Below are 15,529 nucleotides of genomic sequence, written 5' to 3' on the forward strand. Positions count from 1 at the left end.
TATCGAAGTACTGCTGTATTTTCCACGGCTTTTCATTTCGTTCCTGCGGTGGGTGTGGCAGGCTTTATTCTAAGCTACCAGTTCATCTGTTCCGGTTCGGCCTCGGTCTCCTCCAGAAGGGATTCGATGACCTGCACCGGGTCTTTTTCTTCTTCCATGACGTAGTAGTCGTCCATTTGATTTTCGTACAGGTGAAAAGCAAAGACATTGTCGCTGACGATCCGGACGCTGTAGAGCCGTTCGGATACAGACCGGGGTTCGGTGCGCCTGAGACGCATCGGTTTCAGCTCGGCGTAGGTGTTTTCGAGAAGTTGTTTATCTTCAATCCGAACACGGATAAACTCCGGATCTCCGCTGGTGCTTTCACGCTCGTAGGTGATGCTCATGCGGTGCAGCTCTTCTTCGGCGATGGCGCTTCCGGACCACTGGCCGAATGTCGTATAAGGGTTTTCGTAGGAGAGCAGCAGATATCCTGCCAGACAGACCACACCGGAAGCAAGCAGCGCGGTCCGGTAGCGCCAGCGGATGCTGAGCAGCACGCCGAGAATTAAAAAAGTGAGTACCGCTGTAAAGAAAATAAATAAATCAAACGAGAAAAACATGCCATCTGCCTCCGTTCCTTCCATCTGTCATTTATTACCGATTGAACGGCAGAAAAGTTTCACTTCAGCTGGAATAATAGGAATCTTTTTCCCTTCTCCTGCGTTTTCGACACATGGAGGCAATGACAGATGACGAAAAATGGTGGTTTTTCCGCTTTTGGCACGAAAGAATACCTAATTGGCACGAACGGGTTTCGTTTTGGCACGAGGCGGGCTGCTTTTGGCACGAATCCTCTCGTTCATGGCACGAAATTGCCTCTTTCACCGTTTCGGACCGCGGTCCCGTCTACTACAATTCGCCGCGCAAAAAACCAGGCAGCTTCGCCTGACCTTAAATGAAATGGGAGGTTTGTTGAATAGATTGCCGCTCCCTGCCTGCAGCTGAAGTCGTATACGTTCCGGCAAAAGCCGAAGCGTGGAAGCGCAGCGGGTGCGGCGTAGTCTTACTTCAGAACAGATTTGTCTTATAACGGAGGCTTCCGCTCCAACAACTGCCCCTTCCAGTCTCACAACTCGGCGGCCCATTCCAACTCTACTGCCATAGTCTAACTTCTACCGTCTATATTCCAACTTCTCCTCCTAATATTCCAGCAGCGTACCAGTAAAGTCCAGCTTCTCCATCCTGCGGGAGGCGGCTGAAAGCAGAGGCGGGCTCCGCTCATGCTCTGCAGCCGTGCAGACAGCACCCGGCTGGAAGACAAGCCCACGAAGGCTTCTGCCGGGTAGCGGAGAAGCTCCATCACCAGAAACAAACGGTACATGAAACAGAACGTTGACATGCTATAACCCATGGCCTCCCGGCTGGAAGAAGATTCGACATCCCTATAATCTAATAAAACTGCGGCCGGCACATAGATGTACCGGCCGCAGCCTGACTGTTGTGTTCGTATGTCGCTTATTCCGACTGCAGCGTCACGGTAATGATTTCCGGGCGGTTGAAGATCCGCTGCGGGAAGGTGCTGTTGCCGAGGCCGCGGCTGATCACCATTTGCGTGACCCCTTCGGTATGAATGCCGGATGTATACTCCGGCATCCAGCCCTGCCCCGGTGCGTTCAGCCCGCCGATAAACGGAATGCGGATCTGTCCGCCGTGGGCGTGGCCGGTGAAAACGACGTCCGCGCCCCATTCGGCATAGGAAGCGATATCCTCCGGCCGGTGGGCGAGCAGCAGGTGAAACGGGGGGTCGCTGATGGAAGAGCGCACCGCTTCATCTGCCGGGATCGAAGAGAGCGGGTCTTCAATCCCGCTCATCCGGATCGTTTCTCCCGCCTGTGTGAGTTCCACCGTGTCATTACGCAGTGTCGTCACCCCGCGTTCGTTGATTTTCTGTTCCAGATCATCCCATCCGCCGAACCGCCATTCGTGGTTGCCGCTGATCATATAGACCGGCGCAATAGCTGTCAGCCGTTCCATAAGGACGAGTCCCTGATCACTGCCGCCGTAGTCTTCGTCCTCCAGATCGCCGGTAAAGACGATAATGTCCGGATCTTCCGAGGCGGTGCGGGAAACCAGGTCTTCCTGATTTTCACCGAACGTATGGTTATGCAGGTCCGACAAATGGACGATCCGGTAGCCCTCAAACGCCTCCGGAAGGGCGTCGGATGCAATCGTGTGCCGTGTGTGCATGAGTCCGTTATTCTGCCACTCGAGCCAGGAAGGAAGCGCGAGAATACCGCCGGCAGTAAGTAAAACGAGCGAGAGAAGAAACCACCACCGCTTTCTCATCGACGGTACTCCAGAAGCGGCAGCTGCCTGTCGGGATCGATCTCGGAAAAAACGCTTCCCGTGCGGACGGCGCCGAGACGTTCATAAAAACCGCATGCTCCCGGATCGCTTTTGATCTGGAAGACCGTGCCGGCAGCAAGCGATGAAACGATCGTTTCAAACAGCCGCTTTCCGGTGCCGCTTCCCTGGAACGCAGGGTCGACGAACAGATGCGTGAGCTCCTGCTCTTGTTTATTGTATAAGCCGAACCCAAGGAGAACCCCCTTCTCTTCCTCTACGACGATTGAGGCGGTGTCCTCTTCCGTAAAGCGGAGCACGTCCCGGCACGCTTCCATAAACGCGGGTTCATATCCCCATCCTGCCTTCGCCCGGTAAGCGAGCCGGCTGAGCGGTCCCGCTTCCTCCGGAAGGGCCGGCCGGAGGTAGCGGCTTCTGGCTTGTCTGCTTTTGTCCTTCATGGCTATCGCTGCTCCTTCGTCCTGTGATTCGAGCTTTCAGTATAGCACATGGCCCGCGGGGACAAAGCGCTTCCCACATTCTTTGAGAAAAAGCCTTACTGTCCGCTCCGGACTTCTTCTGCCGCTTTTTTCATATTTTTCAGCGCGTCCACCGTCTCCTGCTCCGTCCGCGTTTTCAGGCCGCAGTCCGGATTAATCCAAAACTGCTCCGGGGAAAGTACGCGCAGCGCCCGGCGGATCATGTCTGCCATGTCGGAAGCTTCCGGAATCCGTGGACTGTGAATATCGTAGACACCGAGCCCGATGCCCTTTCCGTACGTGTTCGTTTCAAACGCGTGAATCAGCTCCCCGTGGCTGCGGGACGTTTCAATGGAAATGACATCGGCATCCATCGCGTCAATGGCGTCGATCATGTCCTCAAAACTGCTGTAGCACATATGCGTATGAATCTGCGTTTTCGCATCCGCCTCCTCCGCTGTCAGACGGAATGCATTGACCGCCCAGTCCAGGTAGGCCGCCTGATCCTCTTCCTTCAGCGGCAGTCCTTCCCGGAGCGCTGGTTCATCCACCTGGATCATATCAATGCCGCCTTCCTCCAGTGCCCGGATCTCTTTCTGCAGCGCCCTCGCAGTCTGGGCTGCCATCGTCTCCTTCGGCAGATCATCGCGGATAAACGACCAGTTGATGATCGTTACCGGACCGGTGAGCATCCCCTTCAGAGGTTTGTCCGTCAGGGACTGGGCGTATGTCGTCTCCTCCACTGTCATCGGCTTTTCCCACCGGATCTCTTCAAAAATGACAGGCGGTTTCACGCAGCGGGAGCCATAGGACTGCACCCACCCATTCTGTGTCGCAAGAAATCCGTCGAGGCGTTCTCCGAAAAATTCCACCATATCGTTCCGCTCAAATTCCCCGTGGACGAATACATCAAGGCCGATGTCTTCCTGCAGCTGAATCCAGTGCTCGATTTTTTCGCGGATAAAGGAGCTGTAGGCCGCTTCACTTACTTCCCCCCGGCGGTATGCGCTGCGCGTGCGGCGGACATCTGCACTCTGCGGAAAACTGCCGATCGTTGTCGTCGGCAGAAGCGGAAGCTGCCACTTCTCCTGATGCAGCTGCTTTCTCTCTGCATAAGGTACGGCACGCCCGGCGTGCGGCACGGATCGTTCTTCATCTGCCTGGCGGTGCGCTTCGTAGAATTCCGCAAGCTCCTGCTGATGCTCGTTCCAGTCCGGCGCATCCGGCCCCTGCTGGAGAAGCGCCAGTTCCCCGAGTTTCTCTTCCGCAAACGCGAGCCCTTTTTTCCGAGACGCTTCCATGTCTGTTTCTGATGCCAGACTGACCGGCACATGAAGCAGGCTGCACGACGGCTGCAGGATCACGTCTGCTGCAAGCTCTAGCATCTCCGGAAAACGGCGCCGGACCGCTTCCAGATCACTCTTCCAAATGTTTCTGCCGTCGATAACGCCGAGGGCGAGCCGTTTTTTCCTGCCTCTGTTTTCCTGGAGCGCCTGCCGGTTCCGGCCATTGTCATGCACCAGGTCCAGTCCGATCCCATCCACCGGGAGGGAAAAAACGCGTTCCGGAAAGGAAACACTGTCGAAGTACGTCTGCAGCAGAAGCGGCGCATCCGGCACAAGCTCTGCAAGGCGTGCATACGTTTTTTCAACGATCGTCATTTCCGCTTCCGTCATCGTCAGGACGAGTGCCGGTTCATCCATCTGAATGAGCGGTGCCCCTGCTTCATGGAGCTCTGCAATAATTTTGGCGTACAAAGAAACCAGAACCATTACAAAACCTTCCAGTTCCTCTTCCTCCAGTCCTTTCGCAAGTTTTATGAATGTATAGGGTCCGGTCAAAACCGGCTTCCCTTTAATACCGAGCGCTTCCTCCGCTTCCTTGAAGGCGGTGAGCGGCTTGTTTTCAACAATTTCCGGCACCCAGCCGGATTCAACCTCCGGAACGATGTAGTGGTAGTTCGTATTGAACCATTTCGTCATTTCACATGCCGGGGCCGACTGGCTTCCCCGCGCCATGGCAAAGTACGTTTCCAGACTGTTTTTTGCTGGCCCTTTGTACCGTTCAGGCACCATACCGAACATGACGGCGGTATCCAGCATATGGTCGTACAGGCTGAAATCGCCGACCGGAATCAAATCCAGCCCGCTCTCCTGAAGGTCCTTCAGCCGGTTGATCCGGACCTTTTTCATCTCCTGCTCAAACGAAGCTTCGGAAAGCTCTCCGCTCCAATAGCTCTCCAGGAGCCGTTTCCATTCACGGTTTCTGCCGATTCTCGGGTATCCCTGTACACTCGTCTTCATCTGTTCACACTCCCTGATTGTTTGGTTAAACATCGATCTCTCCGTTTTACAGCAACAAAAAAAGGCATTCCTCCTCATAGAGAAATACCTTCTGCGCACAACGACAGCAGCGTGTCTGTTTTCAAAAAGGACACACGTGTGGCTCTGATATTCCACCTCCCTATGACCCGTAGGTTAATGGCTTGCCCGGACAGGCAGGTCTCCTGACTCGAGGATGAACACAGCGGCGCCTTCCCGGACTGCTCCAGTGGACGTATGCAGCTGCTAGCCTCTTACAGTGGCGGGACCGTTCCGGAATTGCACCGGATTCCCTTTTAAGAAACAGAATCATTCTGCTTCACCTGACCAGTAAACTTTTATGAAGTTTGTCTCAGCATACCCTGCCGGAGGCTGTTTGTCAAAAGCATTCTTATCCGATCAGGAAAGTCAGCGCCATGGAAATCAGCAGTGCCTGCGCGCCAGTAATGGCAAGGTCGTTTTCCCAGTCCATCGTGCCGAAAAAGCGTCCGGATCCGATGCCGCGGAGCAGTCTGGCGGTGAGGAAACCGACGGCCCAGATGAGAAGAAGGACATACAAGAAACCCAACGAAATCCACCTCTTTTGTTAAAAATATGTAACATTTGAATCTGTTCACCGACTGTACAAGTGAATCCACTTTTTGAAAGGAGCGGGTAATGATGAAACGACTCGGCATGTTAGGAGGAGCAGCGGCTGTTGCTGCGGCTGTCCTTTTTCTGCTGCAGGCAGTTCTGCCCGGCGGAGAGTCACCGGAGACGAATGCAGGTGCAGCGGAAGAGATTCAGGCAGGCACACTCGTGGTGGAAGAGACCGGAGAGATCAGCGTCACCCCGGACGTTGCCACGGTTCACCTCGGAGCGCGCATCACCGCGGAGACGGCGGATGAAGCGCAGGCAGACGTCAATGAGCGGATGGAAGCAGTCCGGAGTGCACTGGACGACTACGACATTCCGGAAGAAGACATTCAGACGCAGAACGTCAACGTCATGCCGATCACGAATCATCAGTCCGGAGCAGAAGAGTATCAGGCATCGCACCAGCTGACGGTGGACTACCGGGATCTTGACCGCGTCGGCGAGCTGATTGATGCAGTATCGGAGGCCGGTGCGAATCACATCACCCATACCCAGTTCGGGCTGGAAAATGACGAAGAGGCGGAAAAGGAAGCCCTTGATCAGGCGATTCAAAACGCCTCGGTCCGCGCGGATGCCATGGCAGAAGCTGCCGGCAGAGGCCGCGGGGAGATTCTGCAGATTTCCGACAGCCAGGCGCAGGTATCGCTGCCGGTGCAGGAGGATATGGCTCAGGAAGAGTCGGCGGATGCCGCCGGAACGGAAGTGAATGCCGGAGAGATTACCGTCACGCAGAACATTACGATCGTCTACGAACTGCAGTAAAAGAACCTGCTACCGCTCGAATCCATGGGCGAGGAAGCGTCGGATCTGGGCTTCGTGGTGCGCATCGTGATCAGCGAGCAGGACGGCGATATCAACGGCACCCCATTCACCGCGGTCCGGCACCAGGAAGCGCGTCGTTTCCGGAAGCTCCCGGAGCTCTTCGATCAGCGTGTTTCTGACGGACTGCCATTCGTTCAGGATCCTTTCGGTGCGGCGTCCTTCCAGTGCAGCCAGTGCGGCACGGTTGTAAATATCCGCCTGTGGAAACGGCGGGACCCGCTTTCCTTCTCTGGCTGCCGGAAGAATCGACTCCAGAATAAAGCGGTCCCAGTAATACAAGTGGCCGGCGGTCTGGCGGATGGACCATTTCCCCGCCCGCATCGGCATCGTTAACTGCTTTTCCTCTATTTGTTTCAGTTCTTCAGCCCAGGCGCTGGCCCGCTCCATGCGTGCCAGCGCCTCTTGTTTGGTTGACTGCATCGATCTCTCTCCTTTCAGCTGCTTGCGTTTTTGTGCGTGCTGCGGTACAATAACCGCATAAACACGCACAAAGAAAGATAATAAAGCAAAAAACACGCATGGAGGAAGCGGAATGTATCAGGAAGAACGGCTCCACACCATTACGGAACATCTGCATACACACGAACGGATCGCTGTCGACGACATCTGCCGCTGGTTTGACGTTTCAAGAGACACCGCGCGGCGCGATTTATCCAAGCTGGAAGCACGCGGCGAAGCGGTCCGCACCCACGGCGGCGCGCTGCTGGCGGAAAAACGCCACCCCGTCACCGACTACGCCGGAAGGCTCCAGCTCGTTTCCGAAGAGAAAAAACGGATCGGGAGCATGGCGGCTGCGATGATCCACCCCGGGGAGCGCATCATCCTCGACGCCTCCACAACCGTTCAGGCCTGCACCGAAGCGATGCCGGATATTGCGTGCACCGTCGTCACAAACTCCATCAACCAGGCGGATATACTTTCCACCCGCACCGAAGTCGACATACACCTTCTCGGCGGCCACCTGGACAAGGAGCACCGCTTTCTCTACGGGACGAGTGTCATCGAGCGCCTGAAGACGTATCAGGTGGATAAAGTGTTTCTCGGCGTTCTCGGCGTGTCGGAAAACGGCCTGACACTGGCCCATGAAGAGGACGGCTGGGTGAAGCGCCAGATGGTTAAGCAGGCGGCGGAAGTAATCGTGCTTGCGGACCATACGAAGCTCGGCAAAGCCGATTTTTTCACGTATGCAGCACTGGAGGACGTCGATGTTCTGATCACCGACCGGCCGCCTTCCCCTGCGTTTCAATCTATTTTAGCACAGCATCACGTGAGTGTTCAGACCGCGGATGCAGATAAAGGAGCGACGTCATGAAACTGATTGCAATCGATCTCGATGGAACGTTGTTAAATGATGAAAAAGTGATTCCGGAGGAAAACCTGGAAGCGATCAAAGAAGCGCAGGATGCCGGTGTGGAAGTAGTAATCGCCACCGGGCGGGCCGTTTTTGACGTGCAGCGGCTGATCGAACCGACCAATTTCCGGCCATGGATTATTAACATGAACGGCGCAAGCATCCATCAGCCGGACGGCACGCTCTTCTATGACCAGCCGATCCACCAGGACAAAGCCCGTCCTGTTCTCGAATGGCTGCATGAAAACGGCTATTACTATGAGGTGACGACCGCAGAGCGGCTCATCGCCCCGCACGACGGTCTCGATCGTCTGGAAGCGGAGCGGCATGCGGTGGATCCCGCTTCAGCGGAAGGCGTCTTTTTTGAGAAGATTTTCTCCGGACAGTTCTCCCAGAGCAGCCGGATTCCGGAAAAAGATCCACTGCAGGCGGCGTCAGAAGAGACAATTTATAACATTCTGGCGCTCTCTTTTCTGCCAGAGAAGCTGCAGACAGGCTGGGAGCGCTACGAGGAGCATCCGGATTTCAATCTGGTTGCCTCTGCAAGCATCAACTTTGAACTGCAGCACGCCGATGCCTCCAAAGGAGCCGCCGTGCAGCGCCTCGCCGGACACCTCGGCATTTCCACGACGGAAACGGCCGCAATCGGCGACAGCCTGAACGACCTGTCGATGATCCACCTCGCCGGCCGCGGCATTGCGATGAGCAACGCCGCCCCGCAGGTGAAGGAGGCAGCGGATGAGGTCACTCTCTCCAACCATGACTTCGGCGTCGCAGCGGCGATCCGGGGTATGCTGCAAAACATTCAGGCAACCTGACTTCATGCGTCAACGTGCCAGCGTGACGTTTCAGGCGGCGTGATCCGCACGTTTTCGTAATAGAGCCCACTGCCGGTAAGCGGCGGTGGGCTCTGCTGCTATTGACCGCAGACCGGTACCAGCCGCCGGCTGCCCGGGGCGGCTTGAAAGCAGAGGGGCCGCTGCGGGTGTGCAGCGGCCGGTATTCCGGAGGGGTCGAGCTGCCGGGAAGATCGCCATAAGCCTGGTGAAGATCGCCACGCGGGTGGAAAAGACCGCCATGCAGGCGCAGGAAACCGCCACACGAGAAGCAGACCGCCACGAAGGTACAGAAGATCGCAACGGTACCTCGTAACACCGCCACGAAAACGTGTGGACGATGCATCTGTACCCTTCCGCTCCTGTTCCGGCTGCCCCACAGAAATTCCCTTTTTCTGAAACCACTTCCGCCTCCTCTCCGTATGCATAAGACACTTATTATTGGAGGGATTTCCCATGCAGGAAAAAGGATGCGTGAAATGCGGAAACAAAGAAGCCGATACGAAAGAGATTTCAACTACTGGAAGCGGCCTGTCCAAAATGTTCGACGTGCAGCATAACCGATTTACTGTCGTTTCGTGCAAGAACTGCGGCTACAGCGAGCTGTACAGCAAAGATGCCGACAGCACGTCGAATGTTCTCGACTTTTTCTTCGGGGGATAAAGCAGAGGAAGTTCCGGGCAAAAAACCAAAAAATCAAGGTCGGAAAACAGCTGCGGCGGTCCGGGAAAGGATCTGCCGCAGCATCCTTTATTTATTTTATTTTCAGTAAATTTAAAATTAAATGAAAATTAGGTTGTACTGGGAGGGAATGTATGTAAAAATAAAGATTGTACCTATACTTAACGACTCAAAAGGAGTGAATGTGCATGCGGAAATGGCTTGTTGGCGTAGGAAGTGCGATGCTGCTTACTTTTGGTGGTGCAGGAGCTGTGAGTGCCGATCACGGGGAAACGTTAAACTGTGATGCGTTCAGCTCAGGTGAAGAAGTCTGGGAACATTGGAACGCCCACGGATACAGTGCGGACAATGATCCGGAAGGCTTTGATGCGGACAGTGACGGCCAGCCATGTGAATCGTTGACGGACGGCGTGCCGAATCCAGGTGCTTCCGATGGAAACATGAACAACGACGATGATGACAATAACCATAACGACGACAACAATAACAATGACTACGATAACAATGAGAACGGTGCGTGGAATGACGACAACAACCACGAAGGCAATGCGATGTCGGATACAGCAACATCCTATCCGGGCATGATGCTCTTCGGTATGCTTGCTGCGATGGCAGGGTCTCTTCTTCTGATCCGCCGCAGAACGGCTGAAGAGTAAAAGTCAGCACCATCCAAAGAAGACGAGCTGCCCCTGGGCGGCTCGTCTTCTTTATTATGCCTGCAGCCGGAAGCGCTGCACCATGGTCCGCAGACTGTCTGCGAGCTGGGCGAGTTCATCCGAGCTGGAGGAGACTTCCTGCATCGTACCTGCTGACTGCTGGGCGGATGCCGTCGTCTGCTCCACCCCGGCCGCAGATTCTTCCGACACGGACGCAATCTCCTGTACGGAGCTGCTCATTTCTTCCGTATCCACTGCCATCTGACGCAGCCGGTCGTGCACGGCGCGCACCTGGCCGGCCATGTCGTTGACACTTTCGGAAATGTCCGCAAATGTTGCTTCCGTCTGTGCCATTTCCCGGCTGCCGGCTTCCACTTCTTCATACCCCTGTTCAAGCGATGTGACGACGCTTCCGCTCACACGCTGAATGCCTTCCACGATTTTCGTAATTTCCGACACGGAGGAGGAAACCTGCTCTGCCAGGCGGCGCACTTCTTCTGCCACCACGGAGAATCCGCGCCCGTGCTCTCCTGCCCGCGCCGCTTCAATCGCCGCATTTAATGCGAGAAGGTTCGTCTGCTCGGCGATATCTTCAATAACGGAAACGAGCGAACTGACTTTCCGCGACTCCTGATCGAGCCCGCCGACATTCGATGCCGCTTCTTTAATGACCGTATCGATCTGCGCCATCTGTTCCACCGCTTTTGTCATCTGTCCGCGGCCGGTTTCACTCAGCGACAGCGCGCGCTCTGCTGCTTTGTCCGCTTCTTCGCTTCTTGCAGCGCCTTCCTCCACGTGCTCGGTGAACGTAATCATCCGGTCCGCGAGGCTGCTCGCGTGGTTCGCCTGCGACTCCGCTCCACTGGAAAGTTCCTGCATCGTCGCAGCAATCTGGGAAGTGCCCTGCTGCACCTCCCCTGCGGAACGCGACAGCTGCGTGCTGGAGCTGCCGACCTGCTCGGTTGCTCCGGCAACGCCGGCGATAATTTCCTGCATCTGTCCCTGCATTGCATTCGCTGATGTGACGAGATCACCGATTTCATCCGTCCGCCGGGACGTGAGCGGCTCTCCGCGCAGATCGCCGGCTGCCACTTCCTTCAGCCGCTTATTGAGCGCCAGAATCGGCTGCCCCATCGACCGGCCCATCCACCAGCCCATGACGACCGCACCGACTGCAGCGAGCGCACCAAAGGTAAATACGAGCACGCGTAGAACACCGAATACCTGCTGGTTCTCTGTATATAATTCCGCACTGATCTCTTCATTCAGAACCGTCAGTTCCTGCGCCGCCTCCCTCGCTGCCTGATACGGCTCCGCTCCGTTGGCAAGGCCTGCCTGCGTTTCAGCAAATGCACCGGCAGCGAGCGTTCCGGTATTCTCCGTCACCACGCCGGAAAACGACGTCCAGTTTTCCTGAAGCCGGCCGAAAATCGCCGCTTCCTCTGTCGTCAGACGCGTCGCTTCGTACTGCGCAGCGTATTCATTTAACGATGCAATGTTTTCAAGCGCCGCTTCCGCATGAGACGGATCCTCCTCCAGCACCCCTGAGACCATCTGGAGCCGCGTGTTTTCCAGCAGCTCGCTGATATGTACGATGTAGGAGAGTGCTGCCACCCGGTCCTCGTACATTGCTTCCGTATTGTCATTCATCCGTGCCATTCCCCACAAAGCCAAACCACCAAGTCCTACGACAACCACTGCCAGCAGCAAATACGACCCAATTAATCTGCCTTTCATCCCCATACCGCTCTTCCTCTCCATGTTTAAATGCTCACAATTTCACAAAGTATCATTATATAAAAAGTACCCGTTTCAACATGCTTCATACTGGGTACTTGGGATTATAATAAGTATATCATGGAAAATAGCGTGAGCAATAAGTCCATACACGATAATCATGTATTTTTTGTGAACCTTTTTACCTAATTCTATTACCTCCGGTGGTGGGAAAACCAGAAGGCTTGTACAAACAGCGCAGCCACCTCTTTCGGAAAGGCATCCTGCAATGTCATCTCCGTATATGTTTTCCAGAGAAACCCCCGGGGGACGGTTTCGCCGGCAGGATGCTCACCGAGATAGATCGTGCTCTTGTTCCACCCTGCTTCAATGACGAAAGGCTCGTGATGCTGCAGCTGCCCTGTTACAGAATAACGGCCTTTTTCCGCGTAAGAACTGTGCGCACTGCCACACGGCCGGCCGTCACAGGAAAGCGTCCATTGATGCCCTTCTCTCTGATTGAACGGCTCCTGGTCCAGCGCCCAAACGGTTCCGGATGGCGTTTTAAGAGTGAGACGGACGTCAAAGCGGGGGCTTCTGCCGGGGAGAGAACCGGGGGACGCCAGCGTTCTTATTATGGAACCGATGGTTTCTGTATCGTCCCACACACGGATGGATTTTTTAGAGACGCCTGTGAAAGGCCGGCTCAGGTACAGTTTCACAGCAATCATCCTTTACTTAAAAACTTGTCATCCTCACTTTTTCCTTGGGTGGAACGTTCAAAACCTGGGTATCTGGTTGACAGCTTATTTTCTGTTATGATTTGCACCCTGTTTGTCCTGGTTCTATGCTACGATAAGAATACTTACAGCCGCAGCGGGAGAGGAGCCACCATGATGAGAACACGTTTAACAAGAACCATCGGCCTGGCCGTCCTGGCTCTGCTTCTCCTCGGTTCTCTGGCGGTGTTTTTTCCTGGAGCGTCTCTGCTGTTGACGGCTCCTCCCATTCACCCTTTGGAAGAAGAATGGAGCTACACAACGGATTCAGCCAGCGGCACGCTCTCTTCTCTGCCGCAGACACTCGATGCGCCGCCGGGTACTCCGGTTGTACTTGAACGGGAGCTTCCGGAGGCATTTGCAGGACCGCGTTCGATTATGTTCCGCGCCTCGCTGCAGCAGTCACACGTCTACCTCAATGATGAATTGATCCTTCAGGGCCTGGAGGAGACTTCCGGCCCGGCCCGGCTGCCGGTGGCAAGTCACTGGGGGCTCGTGCACCTGCCGCCGGAATCCAACGGGAAAACGCTGACGATCCAGCTCACCTCGCCTTACGAGGGAATGAGCGGCGTCGTTAATGAGATGTACTACGGATCCAGCGGCGGCCTGCTGCTTCATCTGGTGGACGCACACTTGTACGAGCTGATTTCTGCATTCGGCATTCTGCTTCTCGGCATCATTCTGACCGCCGTCTACATGCTTTTTTACCGGATGCAGCCGTACGAACTGTTATATATCGGTCTTTTTTCCATCGCCATCGCCTTCTGGCTGTTTGCCGAAACGAGAATGCTGCAGTTTTTCACCGGCAGCCAGTGGCTTCTCGGCGGTCTTGCCTATATGATGATTCCGCTCATTCCGATCCCCATTTTTCTGTATGTCCGGGACGTCGTTTTTCAGCAGAAGAAGCCGGTCATGACGGTGTTTGCCTATACGTTCTTTGCTCAGTTCCTGCTCGTGACCACTCTGCAGTTTACCGGCGTGATGGATTTCTTCATCTCCGTGCAGGTGTCACTGGTCATGCTGGTGACCGGTTTTGTCTGGACAGTATCACTTGTTGTCCGGGAAATGGTGCTCCGGAACAACAAAGAAGCGAAGCTGTTTCTTCTTTCCTTCAGCGCTCTTTTCCTGACAGCTATTCTGGAAATCATCCGTTTCTTTACTGCGGATCCGGTGCTGATGGCGGACTTTATCCGGATCGGATTTTTCCTTTTTGTCCTGACGCTGACCGTTCATTCGATCCGCCAGATTCTGCAGCGGGTCCGGCGGACACAGGAGCTGGAAATTTCCCACCAGCTTGCCTACCGCGATCCGCTTACCGGCGGGCCGAACCGGCTTGCTTTTGACCAGGCGCTGGATACGTGCTTTACGAAGGAAGCGCCGCCCTACCGCCGCCTTGCCTACTTCGACCTCAACAACTTAAAGCCGATCAATGACACCTTTGGTCATAGAGAAGGGGACAAAGCGCTGCTTCAGGTATTTGAGCAGCTGCAGCTCACGTTCGGCCGGTACGGCACGTGCTACCGCATCGGCGGCGATGAATTTGCCTGCCTTCTCCCCGACGAGAGCGAGACACGGTATGAACAGATCAACGCCCAGCTGGACGCAGCGCTGAAAGAAAAAAGCCGGACACTTCCTTACGCACTCCGGCTCGCGTCCGGCTCGGCCGCACTGGACCCGAACCGCGACCACTCCCCCGGGGACTGGCTGCACCGCGCCGATCACGCAATGTATGCGGAGAAACAGCGCATGAAAGCAGAAAGCAGCTTTTATACGAACGAAAGCGGACCGTCCTAGAGGGCGGTTCTTTTTGTGAATAAAGATTGCTATTTATTCTGCAGTGATTAGAAAAAAACTATGTTCTGCTTCATTTATATTAAACGACTTCTTCTTCGACTGCTTAGAAAACGTACCGAGCAATGTACCTAAATAAGCAGAATCAACCTTAGATCATATGGAATCTGATCTATTTCAATCCACGCACCCGCATGGGGTGCGACGCGTGCTGATTATGGCCGCCGCGCTAACACCACGCATTTCAATCCACGCACCCGCATGGGGTGCGACATAACTTCCACACTATCAACCAGATCATTAATGATTTCAATCCACGCACCCGCATGGGGTGCGACATTGACTCTATAACAGACGGTGACTATATCACTATTTCAATCCACGCACCCGCATGGGGTGCGACTCGCGAAAAGTAGCGAAAAGCAACGCAAAAACGATTTCAATCCACGCACCCGCATGGGGTGCGACCCTAACACGATACACGGCGATTGATAGCCGGATCCATTTCAATCCACGCACCCGCATGGGGTGCGACGGAGAGTGAGTGGTACGATTACTATAAAACGTTATTTCAATCCACGCACCCGCATGGGTGCGACCAATGGACGAAGCATGGGCGCGCATATTGGCGATATTTCAATCCACGCACCCGCATGGGGTGCGACGAGTTTGGCGCACCTGGTTGCGGCGGAAGAATAATTTCAATCCACGCACCCGCATGGGGTGCGACCCAAAGAGCGAGACATCGACGGCTATCAGCAGATATTTCAATCCACGCACCCGCATGGGGTGCGACGTTTAACGGCAGAGGTTACAAGGTGCTGTGTATTAATTTCAATCCACGCACCCGCATGGGGTGCGACCGGCAAAACAACGTCAGCGGCGGCCCTGCTAAACATTTCAATCCACGCACCCGCATGGGGTGCGACACTTGACGCATTGCTGCCCGGAACGGATGACGATTTCAATCCACGCACCCGCATGGGGTGCGACAATTTCCGATTGTGGACAAAGTGTCACCCCCTTAATTTCAATCCACGCACCCGCATGGGGTGCGACCCCTCCACTTGCTGCAAGGGAGGATGCGGAATGTATTTCAATCCACGCACCCGCATGGGGTGCGACTAATGACAGAG

14 protein-coding genes, 1 CRISPR repeat array and 1 riboswitch (1 of these 16 only partly in view) are annotated in these 15,529 nt (G+C 55.1%); of the genes, 6 read left to right on the forward strand and 8 right to left on the reverse strand.

All coding sequences use genetic code 11. The features are described from left to right. Positions 1 to 74: 74 nt before the first annotated feature. From C6I21_RS00625 to C6I21_RS16240, 5 genes are all read right to left on the reverse strand, one after another. Positions 75 to 626, reverse strand: a complete 552-nt coding sequence (locus C6I21_RS00625) for a hypothetical protein (protein WP_181186011.1) — start codon at positions 624 to 626, stop codon at positions 75 to 77. An 871-nt stretch (positions 627 to 1,497) separates the two neighbouring features. After that, entirely contained in the window at positions 1,498 to 2,328 is an 831-nt protein-coding gene (locus C6I21_RS00635; RefSeq protein WP_105957493.1) for a metallophosphoesterase, read from the reverse strand. After that, positions 2,325 to 2,786, reverse strand: a complete 462-nt coding sequence (locus C6I21_RS00640; RefSeq protein WP_105957494.1) for a GNAT family N-acetyltransferase — start codon at positions 2,784 to 2,786, stop codon at positions 2,325 to 2,327. The genes C6I21_RS00635 and C6I21_RS00640 overlap by 4 nt, the downstream gene beginning before the upstream one ends. 95 nt (positions 2,787 to 2,881) lie before the next feature. Beyond that, positions 2,882 to 5,107, reverse strand: a complete 2,226-nt coding sequence (metE, locus tag C6I21_RS00645; protein ID WP_105957495.1) for a 5-methyltetrahydropteroyltriglutamate--homocysteine S-methyltransferase — start codon at positions 5,105 to 5,107, stop codon at positions 2,882 to 2,884. A 176-nt stretch (positions 5,108 to 5,283) separates the two neighbouring features. Beyond that, a riboswitch (cobalamin riboswitch) is annotated at positions 5,284 to 5,467 on the reverse strand. Between the two features lie 49 nt (positions 5,468 to 5,516). Further along, positions 5,517 to 5,693, reverse strand: coding sequence for a hypothetical protein (locus C6I21_RS16240; protein WP_181186012.1), 177 nt, complete (start codon positions 5,691 to 5,693; stop codon positions 5,517 to 5,519). A gap of 89 nt (positions 5,694 to 5,782) precedes the next feature. Between C6I21_RS16240 and C6I21_RS00650 the strand changes: the two genes are divergently transcribed. Further along, the gene (locus C6I21_RS00650) at positions 5,783 to 6,523 is read left to right on the forward strand and encodes an SIMPL domain-containing protein (protein ID WP_105957496.1); all 741 of its coding nucleotides are present in this window, start codon (positions 5,783 to 5,785) and stop codon (positions 6,521 to 6,523) included. A gap of 9 nt (positions 6,524 to 6,532) precedes the next feature. On the opposite strand, the gene C6I21_RS00655 is transcribed toward C6I21_RS00650, so the two are convergent. Further along, the gene (locus C6I21_RS00655; RefSeq protein WP_105957497.1) at positions 6,533 to 7,003 is read right to left on the reverse strand and encodes a DinB family protein; all 471 of its coding nucleotides are present in this window, start codon (positions 7,001 to 7,003) and stop codon (positions 6,533 to 6,535) included. A 112-nt stretch (positions 7,004 to 7,115) separates the two neighbouring features. Between C6I21_RS00655 and C6I21_RS00660 the strand changes: the two genes are divergently transcribed. The 4 genes from C6I21_RS00660 (at position 7,116) to C6I21_RS00675 (ending at position 10,107) form a co-directional block, all read left to right on the forward strand. After that, positions 7,116 to 7,895 carry a DeoR/GlpR family DNA-binding transcription regulator gene (locus C6I21_RS00660; protein ID WP_105957498.1) on the forward strand — a complete coding sequence of 260 codons (780 nt, stop codon included), beginning with the start codon at positions 7,116 to 7,118 and terminating at the stop codon, positions 7,893 to 7,895. After that, the gene (locus C6I21_RS00665) at positions 7,892 to 8,752 is read left to right on the forward strand and encodes a Cof-type HAD-IIB family hydrolase (RefSeq protein ID WP_105957499.1); all 861 of its coding nucleotides are present in this window, start codon (positions 7,892 to 7,894) and stop codon (positions 8,750 to 8,752) included. Before C6I21_RS00660 ends, C6I21_RS00665 begins: the two co-directional genes overlap by 4 nt. Positions 8,753 to 9,226: 474 nt before the next feature. After that, positions 9,227 to 9,433, forward strand: coding sequence for a zinc ribbon domain-containing protein (locus C6I21_RS00670; protein ID WP_105957500.1), 207 nt, complete (start codon positions 9,227 to 9,229; stop codon positions 9,431 to 9,433). Positions 9,434 to 9,639: 206 nt separating this feature from the next. Beyond that, positions 9,640 to 10,107 (forward strand): hypothetical protein, encoded by a 468-nt coding sequence (locus C6I21_RS00675; protein ID WP_105957501.1) that lies wholly within the window; start codon positions 9,640 to 9,642, stop codon positions 10,105 to 10,107. Positions 10,108 to 10,161: 54 nt separating this feature from the next. Here the strand turns inward: C6I21_RS00675 and C6I21_RS00680 are convergent, their stop codons facing one another. Both C6I21_RS00680 and C6I21_RS16245 read right to left on the reverse strand, forming a co-directional pair. Beyond that, a complete protein-coding gene (locus C6I21_RS00680; RefSeq protein ID WP_181186013.1) occupies positions 10,162 to 11,844 on the reverse strand; it encodes a methyl-accepting chemotaxis protein in 1,683 nt (560 codons plus the stop codon). A gap of 194 nt (positions 11,845 to 12,038) precedes the next feature. Then, complete coding sequence (locus C6I21_RS16245; protein WP_181186014.1) at positions 12,039 to 12,545, reverse strand: hypothetical protein; 507 nt, start codon at positions 12,543 to 12,545, stop codon at positions 12,039 to 12,041. Positions 12,546 to 12,716: 171 nt separating this feature from the next. On the opposite strand from C6I21_RS16245, the gene C6I21_RS00685 reads away from it, so the two are divergent. Continuing rightward, on the forward strand, positions 12,717 to 14,396 hold the full coding sequence (locus C6I21_RS00685) for a sensor domain-containing diguanylate cyclase (protein WP_181186015.1): 1,680 nt from the start codon (positions 12,717 to 12,719) through the stop codon (positions 14,394 to 14,396). 171 nt (positions 14,397 to 14,567) lie between these two features. Next, positions 14,568 to 15,529: direct repeats of the CRISPR family, unit length 32 nt; unit sequence ATTTCAATCCACGCACCCGCATGGGGTGCGAC; it runs 2,161 nt beyond the window's last position.

The sequence above is a fragment of the Alkalicoccus urumqiensis genome, assembly GCF_002993335.1.
Lineage (GTDB): Bacteria > Bacillota > Bacilli > Bacillales > Salisediminibacteriaceae > Alkalicoccus > Alkalicoccus urumqiensis.

Excerpts from the sequence above, each read along its gene's own strand:
- C6I21_RS00625 (WP_181186011.1), bottom strand. The coding sequence starts at position 626 with ATGGAAGGAACGGAGGCAGATGGCATGTTTTTCTCGTTTGATTTATTT.
- C6I21_RS00635 (WP_105957493.1), bottom strand. The coding sequence starts at position 2,328 with ATGAGAAAGCGGTGGTGGTTTCTTCTCTCGCTCGTTTTACTTACTGCC.
- C6I21_RS00640 (WP_105957494.1), bottom strand. The coding sequence starts at position 2,786 with ATGAAGGACAAAAGCAGACAAGCCAGAAGCCGCTACCTCCGGCCGGCC.
- metE (WP_105957495.1), bottom strand. The coding sequence starts at position 5,107 with ATGAAGACGAGTGTACAGGGATACCCGAGAATCGGCAGAAACCGTGAA.
- C6I21_RS00650 (WP_105957496.1), top strand. The coding sequence starts at position 5,783 with ATGATGAAACGACTCGGCATGTTAGGAGGAGCAGCGGCTGTTGCTGCG.
- C6I21_RS00655 (WP_105957497.1), bottom strand. The coding sequence starts at position 7,003 with ATGCAGTCAACCAAACAAGAGGCGCTGGCACGCATGGAGCGGGCCAGC.
- C6I21_RS00660 (WP_105957498.1), top strand. The coding sequence starts at position 7,116 with ATGTATCAGGAAGAACGGCTCCACACCATTACGGAACATCTGCATACA.
- C6I21_RS00665 (WP_105957499.1), top strand. The coding sequence starts at position 7,892 with ATGAAACTGATTGCAATCGATCTCGATGGAACGTTGTTAAATGATGAA.
- C6I21_RS00670 (WP_105957500.1), top strand. The coding sequence starts at position 9,227 with ATGCAGGAAAAAGGATGCGTGAAATGCGGAAACAAAGAAGCCGATACG.
- C6I21_RS00675 (WP_105957501.1), top strand. The coding sequence starts at position 9,640 with ATGCGGAAATGGCTTGTTGGCGTAGGAAGTGCGATGCTGCTTACTTTT.
- C6I21_RS00680 (WP_181186013.1), bottom strand. The coding sequence starts at position 11,844 with ATGAAAGGCAGATTAATTGGGTCGTATTTGCTGCTGGCAGTGGTTGTC.
- C6I21_RS00685 (WP_181186015.1), top strand. The coding sequence starts at position 12,717 with ATGATGAGAACACGTTTAACAAGAACCATCGGCCTGGCCGTCCTGGCT.